Annotated in this window: 20 protein-coding genes; 14 read left to right on the top strand and 6 right to left on the bottom strand. The window is 58.8% G+C overall.

Annotated elements, in window-relative coordinates; genetic code table 11:
* Window position 1: 1 nt before the first annotated feature.
* The gene (locus tag QP970_RS04775; RefSeq protein WP_239267699.1) at window positions 2-721 is read right to left on the bottom strand and encodes a LysE/ArgO family amino acid transporter; all 720 of its coding nucleotides are present in this window, start codon (window positions 719-721) and stop codon (window positions 2-4) included.
* Between the two features lie 69 nt (window positions 722-790).
* Between QP970_RS04775 and QP970_RS04770 the strand changes: the two genes are divergently transcribed.
* Window positions 791-1,663, top strand: a complete 873-nt coding sequence (locus QP970_RS04770; RefSeq protein ID WP_239267697.1) for an ArgP/LysG family DNA-binding transcriptional regulator — start codon at window positions 791-793, stop codon at window positions 1,661-1,663.
* Here QP970_RS04770 and QP970_RS04765 read toward each other — a convergent pair.
* A complete protein-coding gene (locus tag QP970_RS04765) occupies window positions 1,632-2,729 on the bottom strand; it encodes a glutathione S-transferase family protein (RefSeq protein WP_284869741.1) in 1,098 nt (365 codons plus the stop codon). The two genes, QP970_RS04770 and QP970_RS04765, sit on opposite strands and share 32 nt — an antisense overlap.
* A gap of 195 nt (window positions 2,730-2,924) precedes the next feature.
* On the opposite strand from QP970_RS04765, the gene QP970_RS04760 reads away from it, so the two are divergent.
* The 4 genes from QP970_RS04760 (at window position 2,925) to QP970_RS04745 (ending at window position 4,722) form a co-directional block, all read left to right on the top strand.
* Window positions 2,925-3,314: a hypothetical protein gene (locus tag QP970_RS04760; protein WP_284869740.1), complete on the top strand. Its 390-nt coding sequence runs from the start codon at window positions 2,925-2,927 to the stop codon at window positions 3,312-3,314.
* Entirely contained in the window at window positions 3,292-3,813 is a 522-nt protein-coding gene (locus QP970_RS04755) for a DoxX family membrane protein (protein ID WP_284869739.1), read from the top strand. Before QP970_RS04760 ends, QP970_RS04755 begins: the two co-directional genes overlap by 23 nt.
* A gap of 146 nt (window positions 3,814-3,959) precedes the next feature.
* A complete protein-coding gene (locus tag QP970_RS04750) occupies window positions 3,960-4,415 on the top strand; it encodes a cb-type cytochrome C oxidase subunit IV (RefSeq protein WP_239267692.1) in 456 nt (151 codons plus the stop codon).
* On the top strand, window positions 4,405-4,722 hold the full coding sequence (locus QP970_RS04745) for a transcriptional regulator (RefSeq protein ID WP_239267690.1): 318 nt from the start codon (window positions 4,405-4,407) through the stop codon (window positions 4,720-4,722). The genes QP970_RS04750 and QP970_RS04745 overlap by 11 nt, the downstream gene beginning before the upstream one ends.
* Here QP970_RS04745 and QP970_RS04740 read toward each other — a convergent pair.
* The 3 genes from QP970_RS04740 to QP970_RS04730 all read right to left on the bottom strand — a co-directional run bounded on the left by QP970_RS04740 (window position 4,697) and on the right by QP970_RS04730 (window position 8,496).
* A complete protein-coding gene (locus QP970_RS04740) occupies window positions 4,697-5,968 on the bottom strand; it encodes a glycosyltransferase family 87 protein (RefSeq protein ID WP_239267688.1) in 1,272 nt (423 codons plus the stop codon). The genes QP970_RS04745 and QP970_RS04740 overlap by 26 nt on opposite strands.
* 77 nt (window positions 5,969-6,045) lie before the next feature.
* Entirely contained in the window at window positions 6,046-7,899 is a 1,854-nt protein-coding gene (gene ilvD / locus QP970_RS04735; RefSeq protein WP_284869738.1) for a dihydroxy-acid dehydratase, read from the bottom strand.
* Between the two features lie 54 nt (window positions 7,900-7,953).
* Complete coding sequence (locus QP970_RS04730) at window positions 7,954-8,496, bottom strand: PH domain-containing protein (RefSeq protein ID WP_023026397.1); 543 nt, start codon at window positions 8,494-8,496, stop codon at window positions 7,954-7,956.
* Window positions 8,497-8,798: 302 nt separating this feature from the next.
* On the opposite strand from QP970_RS04730, the gene QP970_RS04725 reads away from it, so the two are divergent.
* The 9 genes from QP970_RS04725 (at window position 8,799) to QP970_RS04685 (ending at window position 19,454) form a co-directional block, all read left to right on the top strand.
* Entirely contained in the window at window positions 8,799-10,649 is a 1,851-nt protein-coding gene (locus QP970_RS04725; protein WP_239267684.1) for an acetolactate synthase large subunit, read from the top strand.
* Between the two features lie 3 nt (window positions 10,650-10,652).
* Window positions 10,653-11,168 (top strand): acetolactate synthase small subunit, encoded by a 516-nt coding sequence (gene ilvN, locus QP970_RS04720; protein WP_023026400.1) that lies wholly within the window; start codon window positions 10,653-10,655, stop codon window positions 11,166-11,168.
* A 102-nt stretch (window positions 11,169-11,270) separates the two neighbouring features.
* Entirely contained in the window at window positions 11,271-12,284 is a 1,014-nt protein-coding gene (ilvC, locus tag QP970_RS04715) for a ketol-acid reductoisomerase (RefSeq protein WP_005280254.1), read from the top strand.
* Between the two features lie 127 nt (window positions 12,285-12,411).
* Window positions 12,412-14,202, top strand: a complete 1,791-nt coding sequence (locus QP970_RS04710) for a GmrSD restriction endonuclease domain-containing protein (protein WP_239267682.1) — start codon at window positions 12,412-12,414, stop codon at window positions 14,200-14,202.
* Entirely contained in the window at window positions 14,186-15,097 is a 912-nt protein-coding gene (locus QP970_RS04705) for a hypothetical protein (protein ID WP_023026406.1), read from the top strand. Before QP970_RS04710 ends, QP970_RS04705 begins: the two co-directional genes overlap by 17 nt.
* A 64-nt stretch (window positions 15,098-15,161) precedes the next feature.
* Window positions 15,162-16,748, top strand: a complete 1,587-nt coding sequence (serA, locus tag QP970_RS04700) for a phosphoglycerate dehydrogenase (protein WP_284869737.1) — start codon at window positions 15,162-15,164, stop codon at window positions 16,746-16,748.
* A gap of 133 nt (window positions 16,749-16,881) precedes the next feature.
* Window positions 16,882-17,901 carry a 3-isopropylmalate dehydrogenase gene (locus QP970_RS04695; protein WP_239267680.1) on the top strand — a complete coding sequence of 340 codons (1,020 nt, stop codon included), beginning with the start codon at window positions 16,882-16,884 and terminating at the stop codon, window positions 17,899-17,901.
* Window positions 17,902-18,016: 115 nt separating this feature from the next.
* Window positions 18,017-18,829, top strand: a complete 813-nt coding sequence (locus QP970_RS04690; RefSeq protein WP_239267678.1) for a fumarylacetoacetate hydrolase family protein — start codon at window positions 18,017-18,019, stop codon at window positions 18,827-18,829.
* Window positions 18,830-18,935: 106 nt separating this feature from the next.
* A complete protein-coding gene (locus QP970_RS04685; protein ID WP_255716810.1) occupies window positions 18,936-19,454 on the top strand; it encodes a class I SAM-dependent methyltransferase in 519 nt (172 codons plus the stop codon).
* A 10-nt stretch (window positions 19,455-19,464) separates the two neighbouring features.
* On the opposite strand, the gene QP970_RS04680 is transcribed toward QP970_RS04685, so the two are convergent.
* Window positions 19,465-20,568, bottom strand: coding sequence for an isochorismate synthase (locus QP970_RS04680; protein WP_239267674.1), 1,104 nt, complete (start codon window positions 20,566-20,568; stop codon window positions 19,465-19,467).
* Window positions 20,569-20,622: the final 54 nt, after the last annotated feature.

Here is a 20,622-nt window from a genome sequence, read left to right as displayed (position 1 = left end):
ATTACAGCAGGAGGAGCTTGAGGGTCAGGCCAACCATGATGACGCCGATGCCAACGTTGATCCAGCGCCATACCTCGGGGCGGGAGAGGACGTGGGAGAAGCGGGCAGCGCCAAAGCCAATGACGGGAAACCACGTAAAGCTGGCGGCAATGGCACCGCCGGCGAAAAGCCACCGGCCGGGGTCGCCATACTGGTTGGCGATGCCGCCGAGCATGACCAGCACATCAACATAGGCGCCTGGATTGAGCCAGGTTAGCGCCAGCGCGGTAAGTAGTGGCTTAACCCAGGAGGGAGAGCGCTTAATTTCCTGGCGCTGGGTGGCGGTAGCTGTGGCGACAGAACCGTGCCCGGTGCCGGCCCCACCCGTGGTGTCGCCGTCGAAGGTCGCGACTTCCTCGGTGGAATTAGGGGAAGTGGATTCCACGTCGATGGCCTCGCCCTTGGTTTTGAAGGCATCGCGGAAGCAGGTGAAGGTGAAAAAGGCGAGGTATGCCGCGCCGATGTACTTGAGCGCCTCAAGCGCATTGGGAAAGCGCTCAACCAGGTAGCCGACACCGGCGGTGCCGGAGGTAATGAGGATGACATCGGAAAGCGCGCACACCACGATGATGAGCCCGATGTGATCGCGGCGGATGCCGTATTTCAACAGCATCGCATTTTGGGGGCCGACGGCCACGATGAGGGATAAACCAAGCACAAAACCAGCAAGCACGATGGACATGCCCCTAGTGTGGATCCAAGCGGTAAATAAGTCCAGTTAATCTATCTTCATATGGTTTAGAATAGCTTCATGAACCCGGTACATTTGGAAACCTTGCTGGCCATCGTGGAGGAAGGAAGCTTTGAGGTCGCCGCCTCGGTCCTGGGGATTTCCCCATCTGCGGTAAGCCAGCGCATTAAGGCGTTGGAGGCGAGCACCGGCCGTGTGCTGGTGCGGCGGGCGAATCCGGTGGGGGCGACGGAAGCCGGCGAAGTCCTCGTACAGGCGGCCCGGCGCATGGCGTTGGTGCAGGCGGAAACCGATGCCCGGTTGGGCCAGCGCCTAGCGCGCGTGCCCCTGTCGGTGGCCATCAACTCCGACTCGCTCGCCACCTGGTTTACGCAGGTATTAAGCGATACCGCGCAGCAGGGAGACGTTGCCCTGCGCATACGCATTGAGGATGAGGCCCGCACGCTCGCGATGCTGCGGCGCGGCGATGTTTTGGGTGCGGTAACGAGGGAGCATTCGCCGGTATCCGGGTGCGATTCCACGTTTTTGGGGACCATGCGCTATTTCGCCGTTGCCGCCCCGCATATCGCGGAAGGCTTTCATTCAGGGCGGTTTACCTGGGAGACGATGCCGCTGGTGGGCTATGGCCCCAATGACCAAGTGCTCGATGATGCCATGCGCGAGCGCTTTATTGACTCCCACGTCGTGCGCGCACGGGTCTCGCAAATTCCCTCTTCGGAAGGCTACCTGGAGGCCGTGCGCGTGGGCCTGGGGTGGGGGCTTTTGCCGCAGGTCCAGGCCCAGCCGCTGGTGGAATCGAAAGAGCTGCTGCTTCTCGATGACCACCAGCTCGACATCGACCTCTACTGGCAGCGTTGGCGCCTAGAATCCGAGGTCTTAAGCGATCTGACGCGGTCTGTGATTAACGCGGCTGCGGGGCTGGGAAGAGCTTAAGCTGAAAGTCTTCCGGATTCTTTACTTCCTCGCCGGAGGGAATGGGGCCCGGGAGTCGCACGCCAGGGGCAAAGGGCTGCCCGCCAAAGCGATCGCGGTCGTGCGGCTCTGCTAGCCAGGACATATCCGGTCCCACCGGAACGATGCGGGTGGGGTTGATTTCGGTGTGCGTGGCAAAGTAGTGCTGTTTGATCTCGGTGAAATCGGTGGTATCACCAAAGCCCGGTAGCTGGAATAGTTCTTGCAGGTAGCCGCGCAGGTTGGGCAGTTCCTGGATCTTGTGGCGCGAGCACTTGAAGTGCGAGTAATACACGGGATCGAAGCGCACGAGGGTGGCAAATAGGCGGATATCGGTTTCGGTAATGTGATCGCCAACCATATAGCGCTGGGTGCCCAGGCGCTCCTCGGCCCAATCGAGCGCCTCCCACAGTTGGTCATAAGCCTCTTCGTAGGCTTCTTGCGAGCCGGCAAAACCGCAGCTGTACACGCCATTATTGATGCCGTGGAAGATGTACTCGTTGAGCTCGTTCATCTCCTCGCGGTGCTGTTCAGGGAAGAGATCGGGAGCGCCTTCTGCCTGGAAGTCCGTCCACTTTTCAATAAAATCGCGCACCATCGAGGGGTAATCATTGGTGACTACCCGGCCGGTGGATTCTTCTACCAAGGCTGGCACAGTAATTCCGCGGGGGTAATCTGGAAAGCGCTCGAAGTAGGCTTCCTGCAGGCGCTTGTAGCCCAAAACCGGGTCTACTTCGCCCTCGTCGAGGTCGAATGTCCAGGACCGCGCATCGTGTACGGGCCCGGCGAGGGCCAAGGAAATGGAGTCCTCTAAGCCCAACAGGCGGCGAGCGATGACCGCGCGGTGCGCCCACGGGCAGGCACGGGCCGCCACCAGGCGGTAACGGCCAGCCTCCATGGGCCAGTAAAAGGTGCCATCATCCTGCGCGGTTATCTCGGATACCTTTGGTGAAATGCGGTCTTCGATATAGGTGGTATCGCGAATAAACTCGCCATCTGGTGAAGCATTGCGGGCATCTCCGGCCCAGTCGGAGTCGTGTGAAGTCATCGATTCGTTCCCAATTCTGGTGGATTCATAAGGCGGGGAAAGTGTCCCCGCCGGTAATTAATGTTTATATGTCAACTATGTGACATTGTTGATATTACAACAAGATGGGGGCTGGGGGAAGAGGAGTGCGGGGACAATTGCGGCGCGCCGATAACGGTACCGCAAAACTGCAGGCAACTGTCTTAAGTTGGTCATATGAGCGATAAGCAGCAACCGGATAAAGCCAATCCCTTAGACGAGGATCTTAACGTTCCAGCCTACGATTCCATGCGGCAGGATAACCCCGATGTCTTTGCCCGCGCAGGGCGCGCCGAACCGCAAGAAATTCGGCCGCAGAAGCAAGAGGCGGCGGAGACGGAGGTTTTGCCCAATGCCGCTAATGGGGCCACGCAGCAGGGAAACCAGCAATCCGCAGGTGGGGATACCGCGGTATTGGATCCCGCAGCGGCGTCGCAGGCCGAAGGTTTTGCGGCAGACGATGCCGGCTTGAGTCCAGAAGAGCTGGCGGAACAAGAGCGCAAGCTTCAGCAGGAACAGGAGGATAAGGAAGGCTACAAGCGTTATGGGCGCCGCGGGCACCATTGACTTTGGCCTCTTCTTTGTCCGCTTGGCTATGAGCGCCTACCTCATCATCGCTGGCGTGTCCACGTTCTTCTCGCTGGGCGATGGCGCCGGAGTCTCCGGACTGGAAAGCGATTACTCGCAGTACGCTTGGGCTAATTCCTTTGCCTTGGCGGTACCAACCGTGCAGCTGATCGCCGGAGCATTCCTCCTTTTGGGCCTGATTAGCCCTCTTGCGGCCATGCTCGGTTTGGTCGTTACCGGTTTCACCGCCTTGCACGAACTGGCGGAATCGGGCGCTGGTCTGCAGGTCTTTGACTGGCCGGACTCGGTATGGCTATCGCTGGTCCTTTTCGTTATCGCGATTGGCCTGCAATTTACCGGTCCTGGTTTCATTTCCTTGGACTTTGGTCGCTCTTGGGCGCGGCGCCCGCTGGGTACGTCGTGGGTCTTTGTGGTGGTCGGTATCGCCATCTTGGTTGCCGTGTGGTTCTTTGGCGCAGCCGTAAACCCCATCGCTTAGCCTGTTACTCGCTACCGCGTAAGTGGAACCCCGCCGCAGTTAATGCGGTGGGGATTTTCTTTTCACCCTTGCTTTCCATCATGGAAAGTGAAAGAATTGCCATAACGGAAAGTATGGAATCTGGATTTTGGGGATGGTGGTAGAAAATGGAAGATGAGCTAAAGAAGTCGCTCGAGTTTAATGACAGCCTGCAGGATCAAGGCGCTGAGCGAAAGCGGCTTATGCAAAATATCCTCCTAGTGATCGCATTCGCTGTGTTCTATGTGGGAATAACAGTATTCGCGGAGATAATACACCCCGTCGCGTTTCTCATTTTCTACTTTGTCCTTATAGGCCTCATCGTGTGGGCGCTGCTTCATCATCAGAGCAAGGTGCGGACCAGCTATCGCCAGGACCCACATTCACAGCCCAAGGCCGATAAGAAATACTACGCGGGGATGGCAGTAATACTTATCCCGATCTTTATCACCAACATGCTGCGTGAGCACATGTGGGCCTTGGTGATCTTCATCGCGGTGTGGGCAGTGGCAATGGTCTGGGTGCTGCAATCTCGTGCCTTGGACCTTGCAGCGCGGCAAGGAGAAGGCCGTAGTGCTCAGTGATATTGACCCGGTTATCTATCCTCTCAATCGCTTCAAGATCTGCGCGGTATTAAACGCGCGGGGTGCGGTGGAGGGACAGGTGCGCCGCGAAATGCGCTTCGCGGCGCTGCGGGAAGAAGTGGGGCAATCGGCCGCTACTTTATCTAAACAATTAACCGCCTTGGAAAACGAAGGCTATATCAGCCGATTCCGCGAGTACGGGTCTTCCCGCGATAAGGACACCGTGTGGGTTATGCTCACTGCTACCGGCAAGTCCGCATTCGATGCCCACCTCGCCGCGCTTAAGTCGCTAGCGGAGCAGGAGTAGCGCTACGTGTGGTCTGCTTGCGCTGGGCGGCACAGAATGCGGCCGCATACAGCGCTACGGTAAGCACGGTGAGCCAGACGAAGTCATCCACCCAGAATTTCTGGAAGTGGTTCATGGCATGGACATCGACTTGATCTCCCCACCACCACTTCGGTGGAACGGTGAGCAACAGGGCTGCCCAGGCGATGAGGACGGCCAGGAGGTTGCGGGCAGCCCATCCGGTAGAAAGCCAGCTCCACGCGCGGTAGGCGAAGACCGGGATGATAAGCGTGAGCCAGACCCAGTGATGGGACCAAGAAACAGGGGAGATGAGCAGGACGGTGAGGGCGGTGACCAATTGGGCATCGACAAGCAAATGCTCCTCACACAGGCGCTTGATGAGCCACGCTGCAACGACGATGACAATAAGGGAGGCCGCGATCCACGCGAAGCCTATCGTCAGGCCATTCGCCTCCATGGGTTCGATGGATGGATACATGCGCTGAATGGCGCCCTTGATGGAGCTATTGGACTGGTACTCGGTTCCCACGCCGAAGTCGCGGCCGGAGCCCATGTCGAGCAGTGTGGAGCTGAAGAACTCCACGAAAGCCTCCCAGCGGAAGGCGGCGGCAAGAAGGGTGGCCGCTACGGCGGAGAAAAGTGCGGTCGCAATCTGCTTCCATTCCTTGCGCACAAGGAAGTAGAGCAGCATCGCCAGAGGGGTTATCTTGATGGCGGCCGCCACGCCGACGAGGATTCCCTGCGGCAGGAATCGCTTGCGCGGAACGAGGTCGAAGATAACAAGCGCCATGACCACTATATTGATTTGGGCATAGTTGTTATTGAGGTCGACCGGCTCAAAGTGTAAGACAATGGCCCAGGTAATGGCGGTTACGGGCAAGAGGAATTCTGGCTTTTTGAGCACCGCCCTGAAAACGAAGTAGAGGCACACGAGCACTAGGAGATCCGAAAGGATCACCATGATATTGCCGGCCAGGGTGTGGTCGATGGCGTCAAAGGCCGTCAACGGCACCATCGCTAAGGCGCCAAAGGGCGGATAAATGAAGGGCAGCTGAATATCGCCGGCGGGCATCGGCGCGCTATAGACGGAGCGGTGCTCGAGGAAGGCCTTGACTCCCTCGCGGTAGACCACCATATCGATGGGGAAGTCTGTGATGCGGGTGTCTTCAACGACCTTCCGAGCGCCGAAAAGGAACCCCAGCAGGGCCACGGTATATCGGAATAACGGGGTACGAGCGAATTTCATCGCGGTACAAGTTACGCGATTTTTAACTACAGAGCTCGCACCCCACCGAGGTCACAGTGATTTAGCAGCCAATTGTGCTAGTTCACAAAGCCGTCTACCACGCGCACCGCGCCGCGGTCCGCGGAGGTCGCCATCGCGGCATAGGCGCGCAGCGCCTTGGTAATCGGGCGGTTGCGGTCCACCGGCGTCCATGGCTTTTCGCGTTGTTCTTGCGCGGCGCGGCGGCGCTCCAGAACATCATCGTCCACGTCGAGCGTGAGCTCGCGCTCGTGGATATTGATGGAAATGGTATCGCCGTTCTCAATGAGCCCGATAAGCCCCTGGTGGGCGGCCTCAGGAGAAATGTGGCCGATGGAGAGCCCGGAGGTGCCGCCGGAGAAGCGGCCGTCGGTAATCAAGGCGCAGGCCTTGCCTAAACCTGCGCCCTTGAGGAAGGACGTCGGGTGGAGCATCTCCTGCATGCCGGGGCCACCGGAGGGGCCCTCGTAGCGAATGACGACGACATCGCCTGGCTGGACTTCTTTATTCAAGATGATGGACACGGCCTGCTCTTGGGACTCCACCACGCGGGCTGGGCCAGAGAAGGTCCACAGCTCTTCTTCCACGCCGGCTGCCTTGACGATGGCCCCGTCTGGCGCCAGGTTGCCGCGCAGGACCACCAGGCCGCCGTCGGAAGAAAAGGCGTGGTCGGCATCATGAATGCAGCCATTGACCGCGTCAGTATCTAGTTCATCCCACCGGTTGGACTGGGAGAATGGCTCCGTCGTGCGCACGCCACCGGGAGCGGCGTAGTACAGCTCGCGGGCCTGATCGGTTACGCGGGGATTGCGGATATCCCAATCATCGAGCCACTGCTCCGCATTGTCATAGAGGGCGGTGTGCACCTTGAGGTTGAGGTGGCTCGCGCGGCGCAGCTCGCCCAAAATGGCCGGAATGCCGCCGGCGCGGTGCACATCCTCGATGTGATAGGTGCCGTTGGGCGCAACCTTGGACAGGCAAGGCACGCGGTAGGAGATGTCATTAATATCATCCAGCGTGAAGTCCACTTCGCCCTCCTGCGCTGCGGCGAGGGTGTGCAGGATGGTGTTGGTGGATCCGCCCATGGCCATATCGAGGGCCATGGCATTAGTAAAGGCTTCCTTGGTGGCGATATTGCGCGGCAGGACGGACTTGTCTTCCTCGCCGTAGTAGCGGCGGCACATATCCACGATGGTGGAGCCGGCCTTTTCAAAGAGCTCACGGCGCGCGCTGTGGGTGGCTAGGGTGGTGCCATTGCCAGGAAGCGCCAAACCGAGAGCCTCGGTCAAGCAGTTCATGGAGTTGGCCGTAAACATGCCGGAGCAGGAACCGCAGGTGGGGCAGGCGGATTCTTCGACCTGGGCCAAGCCGGAATCGCTCACGCTATCGTTTGCGGATGCGGTGATTGCGGTAATCAGGTCGGTCGGAGCATGAGCAACGCCATCGACCACGACGGCCTTGCCGGCCTCCATAGGTCCGCCGGAGACGAAGATCGTGGGGATATTCAACCGCATTGCGGCATTGAGCATGCCCGGGGTGATCTTATCGCAGTTGGAGATGCAGACGAGGGCATCGGCAGTATGCGCATTGGCCATGTACTCGATGGAATCGGAGATGATTTCGCGCGAGGGCAAAGAGTACAGCATGCCGCTATGCCCCATGGCAATGCCGTCGTCCACGGCAATGGTATTGAACTCCTTGGGCACGCCACCGGCTTCGCGGACGGCATCGGCGACGATATCACCGACATTTTTCAGGTGCACGTGGCCGGGGACGAACTGCGTATAAGAGTTGGCGATGGCGACAATCGGCTTGCCAAAGTCATTTTCTTTGGTACCGGTAGCGCGCCACAAGGCACGCGCACCGGAGGCTTGACGTCCGACGGTGGTTACTTTAGAGCGCAGTGGGAACATGGTTTAAGTCACCATTCCTTTTAGATTGGTCAATGGGGGGAGGAGAAAGTAGATTTAGTTTTCTGCCGAATCTTTAAGCTCGGGGTGTTTTTCTAGGTATGCAGCATATTCCTCTTTGCTTAGGAGGATCTGCTGACCGTCGCGGTGCACGATGACGACCTTGTCATCGGCTGCCTCGCGGCCTTGAGTGAGGGCATCGGGAATGCGCCCGCGGGATGCCTGCGCCAGGCGGGGCAGTGAGTTGAAGGTTACGCCAGGCAGGTTGTGTTTCGCACCATTTTTAGTCTGCGCGAAGGCCCGGGCGCGCTGGAAGCCAATCCCGGCGAAATCATCCCATGCGATAGAAACGTTCTTCCGGAACGCATACGAAATGGAAATGCCTTTCTCAGAGACCCGTGTGCGGGCCTTGAGGACCCACCAGAGGCCGATAACGGGGATAATCAGCAGCCACCCCAGGTATTTGGGCGCCCAGCCAATGCTTAATAAGGCGATCGTGGACAGAATTAAAATGCCCAAGATGTGGTCGCGGGAAGGGGTGAAGACCTCTGCCTGGGTGGTGGACTGACGAGGTTGTTTGTCCTGTGCTGGTGGGGTCATAGTCAGCCAGCCTAATTGACCATGTGGTGGGGAAGCGAACCATTTTTCCACCGCGTTTCAACATATGGGAAAGTTTTCCCAAAAGGGGGTAATCGCTTCCAGATATAATTCTATCGGTATATAGTTGGAAATATGATCATTATTCGACTTCAGGTGGTACGAGCGCGGCGGTGACCGCGACGTTTCCTGAACGTCGACGCTTTCGCCCCCGCAGACCACCGGCCCGCGGGGGCTTTAGTTGTAACTAGGGCGTTTTCGATGATCAGTTTCCATGACAGACCAAACCAAGGAGCACATACACCGTGGTAACGACATCCTCGCCCACGCCTGCTTCCGCGGCCGCTGCAACTTCTGCTGCGTCTGCGGAGCGAATGAGTGGGGCTCATGCTATTGTCCGCACGCTGGAAGATCTGGGCACCGATCTCGTATTCGGTATTCCCGGCGGTGCCGTGCTTCCGCTCTACGATGCACTGCATGGTTCAACGAAGCTTCGCCATGTGCTAACCCGCCATGAACAAGGCGCCGGCCACGCCGCCGAGGGCTATGCGCAGGCTTCCGGAAAGGTGGGCGTGTGCATCGCTACCTCCGGTCCTGGTGCGACCAACCTGGTTACCGCGCTTGCCGATGCCAACCTGGACTCCGTTCCCATCGTCGCCATCACCGGCCAGGTGGGCAGCAACCTTTTGGGCACCGATGCCTTCCAAGAGGCCGATATCCGCGGTGTCACCATGCCCATTACCAAGCACAACTACATCGTGACGGATCCCGCCGAGATCCCTTCTGCAATTTCGGCTGCCTTCCACTTGGCTTCCACCGGCCGCCCCGGTCCGGTGCTCGTGGATATCCCGAAGGACGTGCAAAACGGCTTTGTAGATTATCGCTTCCCGGAAACGCTTGACCTGCAGGGATACAAGCCAGTCACCAAGCCACACCACCGGCAGGTGGCCCAGGCCGTGGAATTGATGTCGCAAGCGGAAAAGCCCGTGCTCTACGTCGGCGGCGGAGTCGTTAAAGCTAATGCCTCCCAAGAGTTGCTGGAGTTTGCGGAACTCACGAATATCCCTGTGGTTACCACCTTGATGGCGCTGGGGACCTTTCCGGACTCCCACCCGCTGCACCTGGGAATGCCGGGCATGCACGGCACGGTCCCAGCCGTCGCGGCGATGCAGCGCGCCGATCTCATCATTGCCATCGGTGCCCGCTTCGATGATCGCGTGACCGGCGATACCTCAACATTCGCACCCAATGCGAAGGTCGTCCACGCCGATATTGACCCAGCTGAGATTGGCAAGATCCGGGAAGTTACGGTCCCCATCGTCGGCGATGCCAAAAAGTGCTTGACCGCGTTGAGTAAGGAGTACCGCAAGAAGGATGTACAGCCGGCCGCCGAGGTGAAACAGTGGCATGATTACCTGCGCGGCATGCAGCAGCGTTTCCCGCGCGGTTATGAGCCCACCGATGATGGCCTGCTGAACCCGCAATTCGTCTTGGAAAAGCTCAGTGAGACCGTGGGGCCGGAAGCTATCTACTGTGCGGGCGTGGGCCAGCACCAGATGTGGTCCGCGCAGTTCTTGGACTTTGAACACCCGCGTTCGTGGATCAACTCCGGTGGTGCTGGAACCATGGGCTATGCCGTTCCCGCTGCCTTGGGTGCAAAGGCAGCGCGCCCAGATAAGGAAGTCTGGGCCATCGATGGTGATGGCTGCTTCCAAATGACCAACCAGGAACTTACCACCGCCGCCGTGGAAGGCTTCCCGTTTAAGGTTGCCGTCATTAATAACGGAAACCTTGGAATGGTCCGGCAATGGCAGACGCTGTTTTATGACCAGCACTATTCGCACACCAAGCTGCGCGAAGAAAACGCCTTCACCCCGGACTTCGTCCGTTTGGCCGAGGCACTCGGTTGTGAAGCCATCCGGGTCACGAGCGAAGAAGAAGTCGTTCCGGCCATTAAGCGCGCGCAGGAAATTAACGATAAGCCAGTTGTCATTGACTTCATCGTCGGCCAAGATGCGCAGGTGTGGCCGATGATCGGTGGAGGTGCCTCCAATGAGGAAATCCAATACGCCCGCGGCCTGCGCCCGCTTTTTGATGAAGCTGAATCCGCCGCGGAAACCCCGGCTGAGATTGACGAAACCATCCAGGAGGCATAAACCATGACGCAAAACGAGGTAACTCGGCATACCTTATCGGTATTAGTTGAGGATGTAGAAAGCATCATCGCCCGCGTGGTGGGAATGTTTAGCCGCCGTGGCTACAGCCTGGTGTCCTTGGTCTCCGCGCACACGGAAACCCCCGGAATTAACCGGCTGACCATCGTTGTGGATGCCTCTGAGGTGATCATTGAGCAGGTAACGAAGCAGCTCAATAAGCTCATTCCGGTCATCAAGGTCGTGGAACTTAAAGAAGATTCCACCGTTGCTCGCGCCATCATGCTGGTGAAGGTATCGGCCGATAATTCCAACCGCGCGCAGGTGGTGGATGCGGTAAATATCTTCCGCGCCCGCGTGGTGGACGTGGCAAAGGAATCGGTTGTCGTGGAGGCTACCGGTACGCCGGGCAAGCTCGCGGCGCTGCTTGAAGTTCTCGAGCCCTTCGGGATTCGTGAACTCGTGCAATCGGGCCACGTAGCCTTGGGGCGCGGCCCGAAGGCGACAGCTCCCAAAAAGTAAATAAAATCTCACGATGTGAACACAATGTCTCGCGCAGTGGTATATACTCTGCGTTAGGACGCTTCATTACAGCTTCTCCTACCAAAGAATTGAGGATTTGAAATGGCTATTGATACCTACTACGACGACGATGCTGACCTGTCGATCATCCAGGGCCGCAAGGTAGCTGTTATCGGCTACGGCTCCCAGGGTCACGCCCACTCCCAGAACCTGCGCGATTCCGGCGTTGAGGTTGTTATCGGTCTGCGCGAGGGCTCTAAGTCCGCAGCCAAGGCGGAAGAGGCTGGCTTCGAAGTCAAGTCCGTCGCGGAGGCATCCAAGTGGGCCGACGTCGTTATGCTCTTGGCGCCGGATACCTCCCAGAAGGAGATCTTCGAAGAGCACATTGCCCCGAACCTGGAAGACGGCAATGCACTGCTATTCGGTCACGGACTGAATATCCACTTCAAGCTGATTGAGCCGGCTGCGTCCGTCACCGTCGGTATGGTTGCGCCAAAGGGTCCGGGCCACTTGGTCCGCCGCCAGTTCGTTGACGGCAAGGGCGTTCCTTGCTTGATTGCCACCGAGCAGGACCCGAAGAACGAGGGCCATGACCTGACCTTGTCCTATGCCGCTGCGATCGGTGGCGCCCGCGCCGGCGTTATCCCCACCACCTTCGAGGCAGAGACGGTCACCGACCTCTTTGGTGAGCAGGCCGTCCTGTGTGGTGGCGTCGAGTTCCTCATCCGCAATGGCTTTGAGGTCCTCACCGAGGCCGGCTACGAGCCAGAGATGGCTTATTTCGAGGTCCTGCACGAGATGAAGCTCATCGTGGACCTGATGTTCGAGGGCGGCATTGCCAACATGAACTACTCGGTTTCTGATACCGCCGAGTTCGGTGGCTACATCTCCGGCCCGCGCATCATCAACGCTGATACCAAGCAGCGCATGAAGGATGTCCTGTCCGATATCCAGGACGGCACCTTCACCAAGCGGCTGCTCGCCAACGTTGAAGGCGGCAACAAGGAACTGGAAGACCTGCGCGAGGAATTTGCACAGCACGAGATCGAAAAGACCGGCACCAAGCTGCGCGATCTCATGAGCTGGGTAAAGAATCCTTTGGACGCTACTGCCTAGGCAATAGCTGAAGCCAGTGCGGCCCGCGGGAGGTTCCCGGCGGGCCGCTTTTGCGGTTTGGCTACGTGCTATCCCAGCACTTAAGTCCGTGAGGTATCGCAGAGGTGTTGCGGGTAGTATTGGCCCTATGGGTTTTACGACGCCAAGCTATGATCTCAAGGATCTTTTTTCGCGGATTGACCGGGGCGATATCCAGCTTCCAGATTTCCAGCGCAGCTATGCCTGGGATGAAGACCGCATCCGCTCACTTATCGTTACGGTCCTGCGTGGTTATCCCATCGGCGCACTGATGGCCCTGGATATCCGCAATGAAAAGATGCGTTTCCGCCCCCGAGTGTTGGCGGGTGCGCCCGAGGCTGGCGTCGAGCCTGGGCTGCTCCTTTTGGACGGCCAACAGCGCCTTACCTCCCTTTATCACTGCTTTAACGGCGAGGGTTTTGTCAAGACCACCGACTTCCGGAAAAAGAAGGTTCGCCGCCGCTTTTTCATTGACGTCCGGGCCGCGGTAAGCGGGGACTTGCTTGCCGATGACGCCATTTTCGCCGTCGACCAGAACGGCGAGATCTGTTCGCACTTCGGCCCCGATATTGATGGGGCTATCACCTGCCGCCAGGATGGCCTGGATAATATGTGCATCCCTGTGGCCTCGCTACTCAGCGAGGAAGGCACCAGCATGCTTTTCGAGCTCGCCGCCACACACGAGCGGTACAGCGCCGAGCTCGCTGCGTTCAATAACCGCATCGTGCGTCCCTTGGCGGGCTATGACATCCCGATGATCCGGCTATCCCGCGAAACGGAGCGGGCCGGAATCGGTTCCATCTTTGCCCAGGCGAATTCCGCCGGCCTGCAGATGGATGTCTTCGATCTCTTAACCGCCGTCTTTGCTTCTGAAGATCCCACCTTCCACCTTGCCAACGATTGGCAGCAGGTGGAAAAGGACCTGCGGGATTCTCCCGCGCTCGATGGCATCGGACGCAATGAATTCCTCTCCGCAGTATCCCTCTTGGTCACAGGGGAGAAGGGCAATGCCGGCGGCCAGCGCGAAGATATTTTGAAGCTGTCCCTATGCGAGTACAAGGCGGCCGCGCACGACCTGCGCATCACCTTCCACGAGGTCGCCGAATTCTTGGCGCAGCGCCGTATTTTAAGCCTGGATCAGGTTCCTTATACGGAACAGATCGTGCCGCTGGCGGTTATCATCGCGCGCTTGGCCAAGCGGCCTGGGGCGCTTTCTAGCCAGCAGGCATGGGATCGCATCGACCAGTGGTTCTGGTGTGGCGTCTTTGGTGAGCTCTATGGCTCTTCCGCGGTGCCGCTGCGCGCCGCCCGCGACGTGGATGAAGTGACCGAGTGGGTGGCCGGGGCCACCGATGACGTTCCCAAAACGGTCGCAGATGCAGGATTCCGGGAATCCCGCCTGCTCTCGGTCGATGAAAACGATGGCGTTTGGCACGGAATCTACGCCTTACTCATGGCTCGTGGCGCGAAGGACTGGCGGACGGGCAGCGAGTTTACTCGCCATACCTTTGAAGAGCTCAAGCCTGGATTTTTCCCAGTATTCCCACTGAATTGGTGCCAGCGCCACGGGGTGGATTCGGTCTTGGCGCAGTCGGTTATGAACTTTACCCCGATGGGCAAACGCACAGAGGTCGTCCTCGATGGATTCGCACCGAATCGCTACCTGCCACGCGTGCAATCCAAGTCCATCATGGAAGACGAGGAATTTGATGCCGTCTTGGCGTCGCACGACCTCGATGTCGCTAACTTAAGGGAATCGAAGATTCAGGAATTCTTGGCGGATCGGCGCCATCGTTTTGTGAACCTGGTGGAAGAAACCTTGGGCATTCCCGTCATTCGAGATGTCGATGAAGCAAACCTGGCCGGCGGTGAAGAGGGGCCACATGCATTTGGCCGCTAAGAGGTTCCGGGCGGCTGCAGCGGTTATCGCAGCCTCCCTTGTACTTGTCGGCTGCGGCGATGCCTTGCAGGAGCCCAAACTGGTAAAGCGTGGGCTGTCGGATCTCTCCGAGTCCGACGTTGAGCTTGAGCGCGCCAAGTCAGAGAATCAAAACCGCCTTATCGATCCCAAATTCGCTGGCAAGTTTGAAATCATCGATGATCCTAGCGGCATTGACGCTGCGCGGACTTTTTTCGAGGATTCTGACTCGATGGTGCTCTTTGCACCCGATGCTAAATCCGAACTGCGCGCGGCGACGTTGGCTATTAACCAGCACCTGCCGGCCGTGGAATACGATCGCTCGCGCCGCGGTGACATCCTCAACCTGGTAGGTGACTTGGAAGTAAAACGACTCGTCATCATTGGCGATATTCCATGGACACAATCCAGCGGTGATTTCACTGTCATCAAGGACCCGGGAACGCACGAAGCGTTGGGAGATTTCACGGCATTCCAATATGAGTCCAAGGTGGTCGCCTCGCCGAAACAAATGGTCAAGGACATCGCGCGGCTGGATAAAACACCTTACGTTGAGTTGCGCCCTGCCTGGATTCCTTATGAGGGTGAGCCCGACGACGATGGTAAAAAGTTATCGCCCGTTCCGGCACAGTCGCGGCGCGATGGCCAGATGGCGCCCAATATTGTGGCCACGGCGGATAGCCCGGTAGCCAATGTCATTACGGCCGCGGCCTATGGTGGCTCGGTATTGGTGATGCCGACGGCAGATCCGCTGGAAGATAAGCGGAGTATGGCCATGGTGGCGGGGCTGGACGAGGGTTCACTGATTGCTTTGGGCCCGGAATTCGGTCAAGTGAAAGAATTTAAGGAAAAAATAAGGCAGGGCACCCCAAACTGAACTACACTTCCTTCACACGCGGTGATTTTCGCGTAATGCACAACGAATTGAAACGAAGGATGATATGTCGAAGCCGGTAGTTCTTATCGCCGATAAATTGGCCCAATCCACAGTGACGGCTTTGGGGGATTCTGTCGAGGTGCGCTGGGTAGATGGCCCGAACCGCGAGGAATTGCTTGCTGCGGTTCCAGAAGCAGATGCGCTGCTCGTGCGCTCTGCCACCACGGTCGACGCTGAAGTTCTAGAAGCCGCGCCCAAGCTTAAGATTGTGGGTCGCGCGGGCGTGGGACTCGATAACGTGGATATTGACACCGCCACCAACAAAGGCGTCACGGTGGTCAACGCTCCTACCTCCAATATCCACTCTGCGTGCGAGCAGGCGATTGCCTTGCTTTTGGCCACTGCCCGCCAGATTCCAGCGGCGGATCAGTCCTTGCGCGAGGGCGAGTGGAAGCGCTCTTCCTTCAAGGGCGTGGAGGTCTACGGCAAGACTATTGGTATCGTCGGCTTCGGCCACATCGGTCAGCTTTTTGCACAGCGGTTGAGCGCCTTTGAAACGAAGATTATTGCCTACGATCCTTATGCCAATCCGGCGCGTGCGGCAGCGCTTGGCGGGGAATTGGTCGAGCTTGAAGAGCTGATGGCGCAGGCAGACTTTGTCACCATTCACCTGCCCAAGACGCCCGAGACTGCCGGAATGTTCGATGCGGAGCTTTTGGCCAAGGCAAAGGAAGGCCAGATTCTGATCAACGCCGCCCGCGGCGGCCTCGTAGATGAGCAGGCCTTGGCGGATTCTATTACTTCCGGCCACCACCGCGGTGCGGGCTTTGACGTCTACTCCACGGAGCCGTGCACGGATTCCCCGTTGTTTAAGCTGCCGCAGGTCACGGTGTCGCCGCACCTGGGCGCGTCCACCGTGGAGGCACAGGATCGCGCGGGTACCGATGTCGCCGCATCTGTGCTCAAGGCTCTGGCCGGCGAGTTTGTTCCCGATGCGGTCAACGTCTCCGGCGGCACGGTGGGCGAAGAGGTTGCCGGTTGGCTCGACCTCGCCCGCAAGCTGGGCCTTACCGCCGGGCGCCTGCTTGATCAGGCTCCCGTCGCCGTGGAGATCGAAGCCTGCGGCGAGCTGTCCACTGAGGATGTGGATGTGCTGGGCCTTTCCGCCGTCCGCGGCCTGTTTAGCGGTGTGACCTCGGAGCCGGTTACCTTCGTCAACGCGATGCAGATTGCTGAGAGCCGTGGGGTCGAAGTTTCGGTATCCACCAACCCAGAATCCAGGGGGCACCGTTCTTCCTTGCAGGTCAAGGTCATTAGCGCGGAAGGCGTGACCTCTTCGCTCACCGGTGCTCTCATTGGCATCGATGGCACCGAAAAGTTTGTGCGCATCAATGGCCGCGGCGTGGATATGCGGGCCGAGGGCCGCAACTTGTTCTTCCGCTATGCCGATGCCCCAGGTGCGCTTGGTACCGTGGGTACCAAGCTGGGCGCGGCGGGCATCAACATCATCGCTGCAGCCTTGACGCAGGGCAAGCAGGAAACGGATGCCGTGCTCATCTTGCGCGTGGAGTCCGAGGTACCAGATTCTCTCATCGAGGAGATCAACTCGGCCCTTGGCGCTACGTGCCAGCAATTCGACATGGATGAATAACCTCAGCGCAGGTTAGGAGAGTGGCCTAACCGCGTACTCGTGCCCGCCCATCGCGTAGATTTCTGCTGCGATGGGCGGGTTTCCTTTGGTAAGCTAAAGCCTAATCCACTATGTGAGAAAGGAATCCTATCTAATGAAATTAGCGGTTATTGGCGGCGACGGCATTGGGCCAGAAGTAACGGCGGAAGCCCTGAAGGTGCTGCGGGCGGTGCGCAGCGATATTGAAACCACCGATTATGACCTGGGCGCGCGGCGCTACCTGCGCAATGGCGAGCTTTTAACAGACGCGGACCTGGCTAGCCTGCGCGAACACGATGCCATTTTGCTGGGCGCCATCGGCGCACCCGGCGAGGTCCCCCCGGGCGTCCTGGAGCGTGGCCTGTTATTGAAGATGCGCTTTGCGCTCGATCAGCACGTGAACCTGCGCCCCTCCATCTTGTATCCCACGGCCCACTCGCCCCTGGATAACCCGGGCGAGATTGACTTCGTCGTGGTGCGAGAAGGCACCGAGGGTCTGTACTGCGGCAATGGCGGAACGCTGCGGGAAGGAACGCCGCACGAGGTAGCCAGCGAGGTTTCGCAAAATACCCGCTTCGGGGTGGAGCGCGTGGTGCGGGACGCCTTTGAGCGGGCATCGCAGCGCCGCAATCACCTCACCCTGGTGCACAAGACGAATGTCCTCGTCAACGCCGGCGATCTGTGGCACCGCACGGTAGAAGAAGTCTCGGCAGAGTATCCGCAGGTGGAAGTGGACTATAACCACATCGATGCCGCGACGATCTACATGGTGACGGAGCCGTCCCGCTACGATGTCATCGTTACCGATAACCTCTTCGGCGATATCTTAACGGACTTAGCAGGCGCTATTACCGGCGGGATTGGGCTGGCTGCTTCGGGCAATATCGATGCTTCGGGTGTAAACCCCTCCATGTTTGAACCGGTGCACGGTTCGGCGCCCGATATCGCCGGACAAGGCATCGCGGATCCGACCGCGGCCATCTTGTCGGCAGCGATGCTCTTGCGGCAGCTGGGCGATGAAGGCAATGCGCAGAGGATTGAAAAGGCGGTGGCGGAGGACATCGCCAAGCGCGGCGATGCCCCAATCAAGACCGTTGAGGTGGGGGACCGCATCGCGGAGAGCCTGCAGGCTTAAGCGTAAGAAGTCCTTCGCATGAATGCGGTGTTGTCAGGGAACTGAATAATCTTTGCAAATTAACACCGCAAACTTTGCACACATGTAAAGGCTACCTTTTAGTAGGATGGCCGTTATGCGTTTAGGACGAATTGCACACCCAGAAGGAATTTGCTTTGCCATCATTGAAGGGCCACAAGATGCCCCGATGGAGGAGCTCGTAGCTAAAGAAATCTCCGGCACTCCATTTACCCCGCCGGAGCCCACCGGCCGGGAATGGAAGCTGGGCGAGGTGCGACTGTTGGCGCCGACCTTGCCCACCAAGGTAGTGGCGCTCGGCCGCAACTATGCCGACCACGTCGCGGAGGTATTCAAGAAGTCCTCCGATAAGCTGCCACCAACCATCTTCTTGAAGCCATCGACTGCGGTTATCGGCCCGAATGAGGCCATCAAGATTCCCGATTATGCCACCAACGTGGAATTTGAGGGTGAGCTGGCCGTGGTTATTTCCAAGCCATCGAAGAATATCCAGGCTGAAAACTGGAAAGACCACGTGCTGGGCTATACCATCTGCAACGACGTTTCCTCCCGCGACCTGCAGTTCAAGGACGGCCAGTGGGCGCGCGCCAAGGGTATTGATACCTTCTGCCCGCTGGGCCCGTGGATTGAAACGGACCTGGATAGCTTGGATCTTGATGATCAGAAGATCAATGCTTACCTGACCCACGATGGTTCCCGTGAGCAGAAGCAGGATTCCAATACGGATCAGATGATCGTCAAGATGGGCGGCATCTTGGAAGAAATCTCTGCCGCCTATACCTTGCTGCCTGGCGATGTCATCACTACCGGTTCGCCAGCAGGAACCGCACCGATGGTGCCGGGCGATACCATTGAAATTGAGATCCCAGGGGTTGGTACTTTGCGCAATACCATCTCTAGGGCGCAATAGTTTCATCTCGCGTCAGCTGCCGCTGGTGAGGTATTGGTAGAAGGAGAACGGCGTGCCGGATCATTCACATCAAGGCCACCGCGGGTCCGCGCCGAGCGCGCAGGAGATGGAGGAGCGCTACCGTGCCACCGCGCAGGTGTGGTCAGGGAGCCCGAATGCCACGCTGGTGGACTATGTCAGCGACCTTCCGGCAGGTACCGCACTCGATATCGGCTGTGGGGAAGGCGCTGATGCGCAGTGGCTACAGGATCGTGGCTGGCAGGTGCTCGGCATCGATTTTGCTCCTACTGCCGTAGCGCGGACTAGGGCACGTGGAGTTGCCGCCGAGGTTGCTACCTTTGATGAATTTAGCCACGATTCTTTTGACCTGGTTACCGTTCACTACGGCAGCGTCCGTGCCACCGCAGGGGAAGTGGCGCTGTTAGAAAGACTCGTCGCCCCGGGTGGAACCTTGCTCTATGTTCACCATGATATGGAGTCAGAAGAGATTGCCATGCCGGAATGGCTGGCGGATAATCTTACCGAATTGACGGTGCAGACCCTGCGGCGATCGTCGCGCCATGTTACTAGCGGTGCCGGATCCCACCACACAAGCGACGTGGTCCTCGTGGCGAAACGGCTCTAAGCCGCACCGTTTAAAGGCTGAGCGCGCGGAGGATTGTTTGGAGCTTGGCGGTTGTTTCTTCCAGCTCGGCTTGGGCATTGGAAGCACCGACCACGCCGCCGCCGGCCCACGCGCGGGCGGAGAGGCCATCGCCGGCAACTTCCGCGCAACGGATGGCTACCATGTATTCGCCATCGCCGGAGCTATCGCACCAGCCGACGGTGCCGGCATAGAAGCCGCGGTCGGTCTCAGCGGTCTCGATAAGCGCCTGCGCCGCTTCCGTCGGCGTGCCGCAGATTGCGGGGGTGGGGTGGACTACTTCTGCCAGTTCCAGGGCGGTGAGGTCTTTATCCCGCAACGTGCCGGTGACCGGCGTGCCCAAGTGCCACATCTCATTGGTGTGTATGAGCTGCGGGGTCTCGGGGATATCGAGGCTGCTGCACAGCGGTTCTAATACAGTGCGCAGGTGTTCTACTACAAAGGAATGCTCCAGCAAATCCTTGGCGGAGTGCAAGAGGTCTTGGCTGGCAATGTGGTCTGCCGCCTTATTGGCCCGGCGCGGGGTGGAGCCGGCGAGCGGGAATGCAGACACGGTCGAGCCTTGCCGTTTGATGAGCACCTCCGGAGAGGAACCGACCAGCATGGCCCCTGGGCGGCCTGCGGGCGAGAGATCCGCAATGAAGCCATCGCGGTTGACGGAGAGATCGATAAGGCGCGCGGCCACCAGCCTGGGATCGATGGGGGAGGCAAATTCGATATCGACCGCGCGGGCGAGAACCACCTTTTCTAGCTTCGAGGTTTCGATGGTGCCGATGGCCGCCTCCACGCGGCGCAGGTGTTCTTCGGGCTCAGGGTCAAAGCCCACGACGCGGGAATTGAGGGTTTGATTGCGGTAGAACGCATGTGGTTCTAGCGGGCCGTCTTCGCGGATGATCGATTCTGGAACAGTCAGGGCGGCGGGGGTATCGGAGTCAAAGGGGATGGCGCCAACGACCATCTCGGCCTCGCCTCGGTGCAAGGCGTCAACCGCGGTTTCGGCACTGGTAAAGGTTTTCCGCGCACCTTGGGTACGGACAGACCCCGTTGCCCGGGAGAGCAAGAAATCGGGGGCGGTGCTTGGTCTGTCTTCGTGCATGGGGATCTAGCTTAGTGCCTCGTTAAAAGTTGGTAGAAATTGCCCTCGCCAAGC

The organism is Corynebacterium sp. MSK073 (genome assembly GCF_030232085.1).
Taxonomy (GTDB): Bacteria; Actinomycetota; Actinomycetes; order Mycobacteriales; family Mycobacteriaceae; genus Corynebacterium.
The sequence above is the reverse complement of the archived record's forward strand: the minus strand, read 5'-3'. Positions and strand labels throughout refer to the sequence as shown.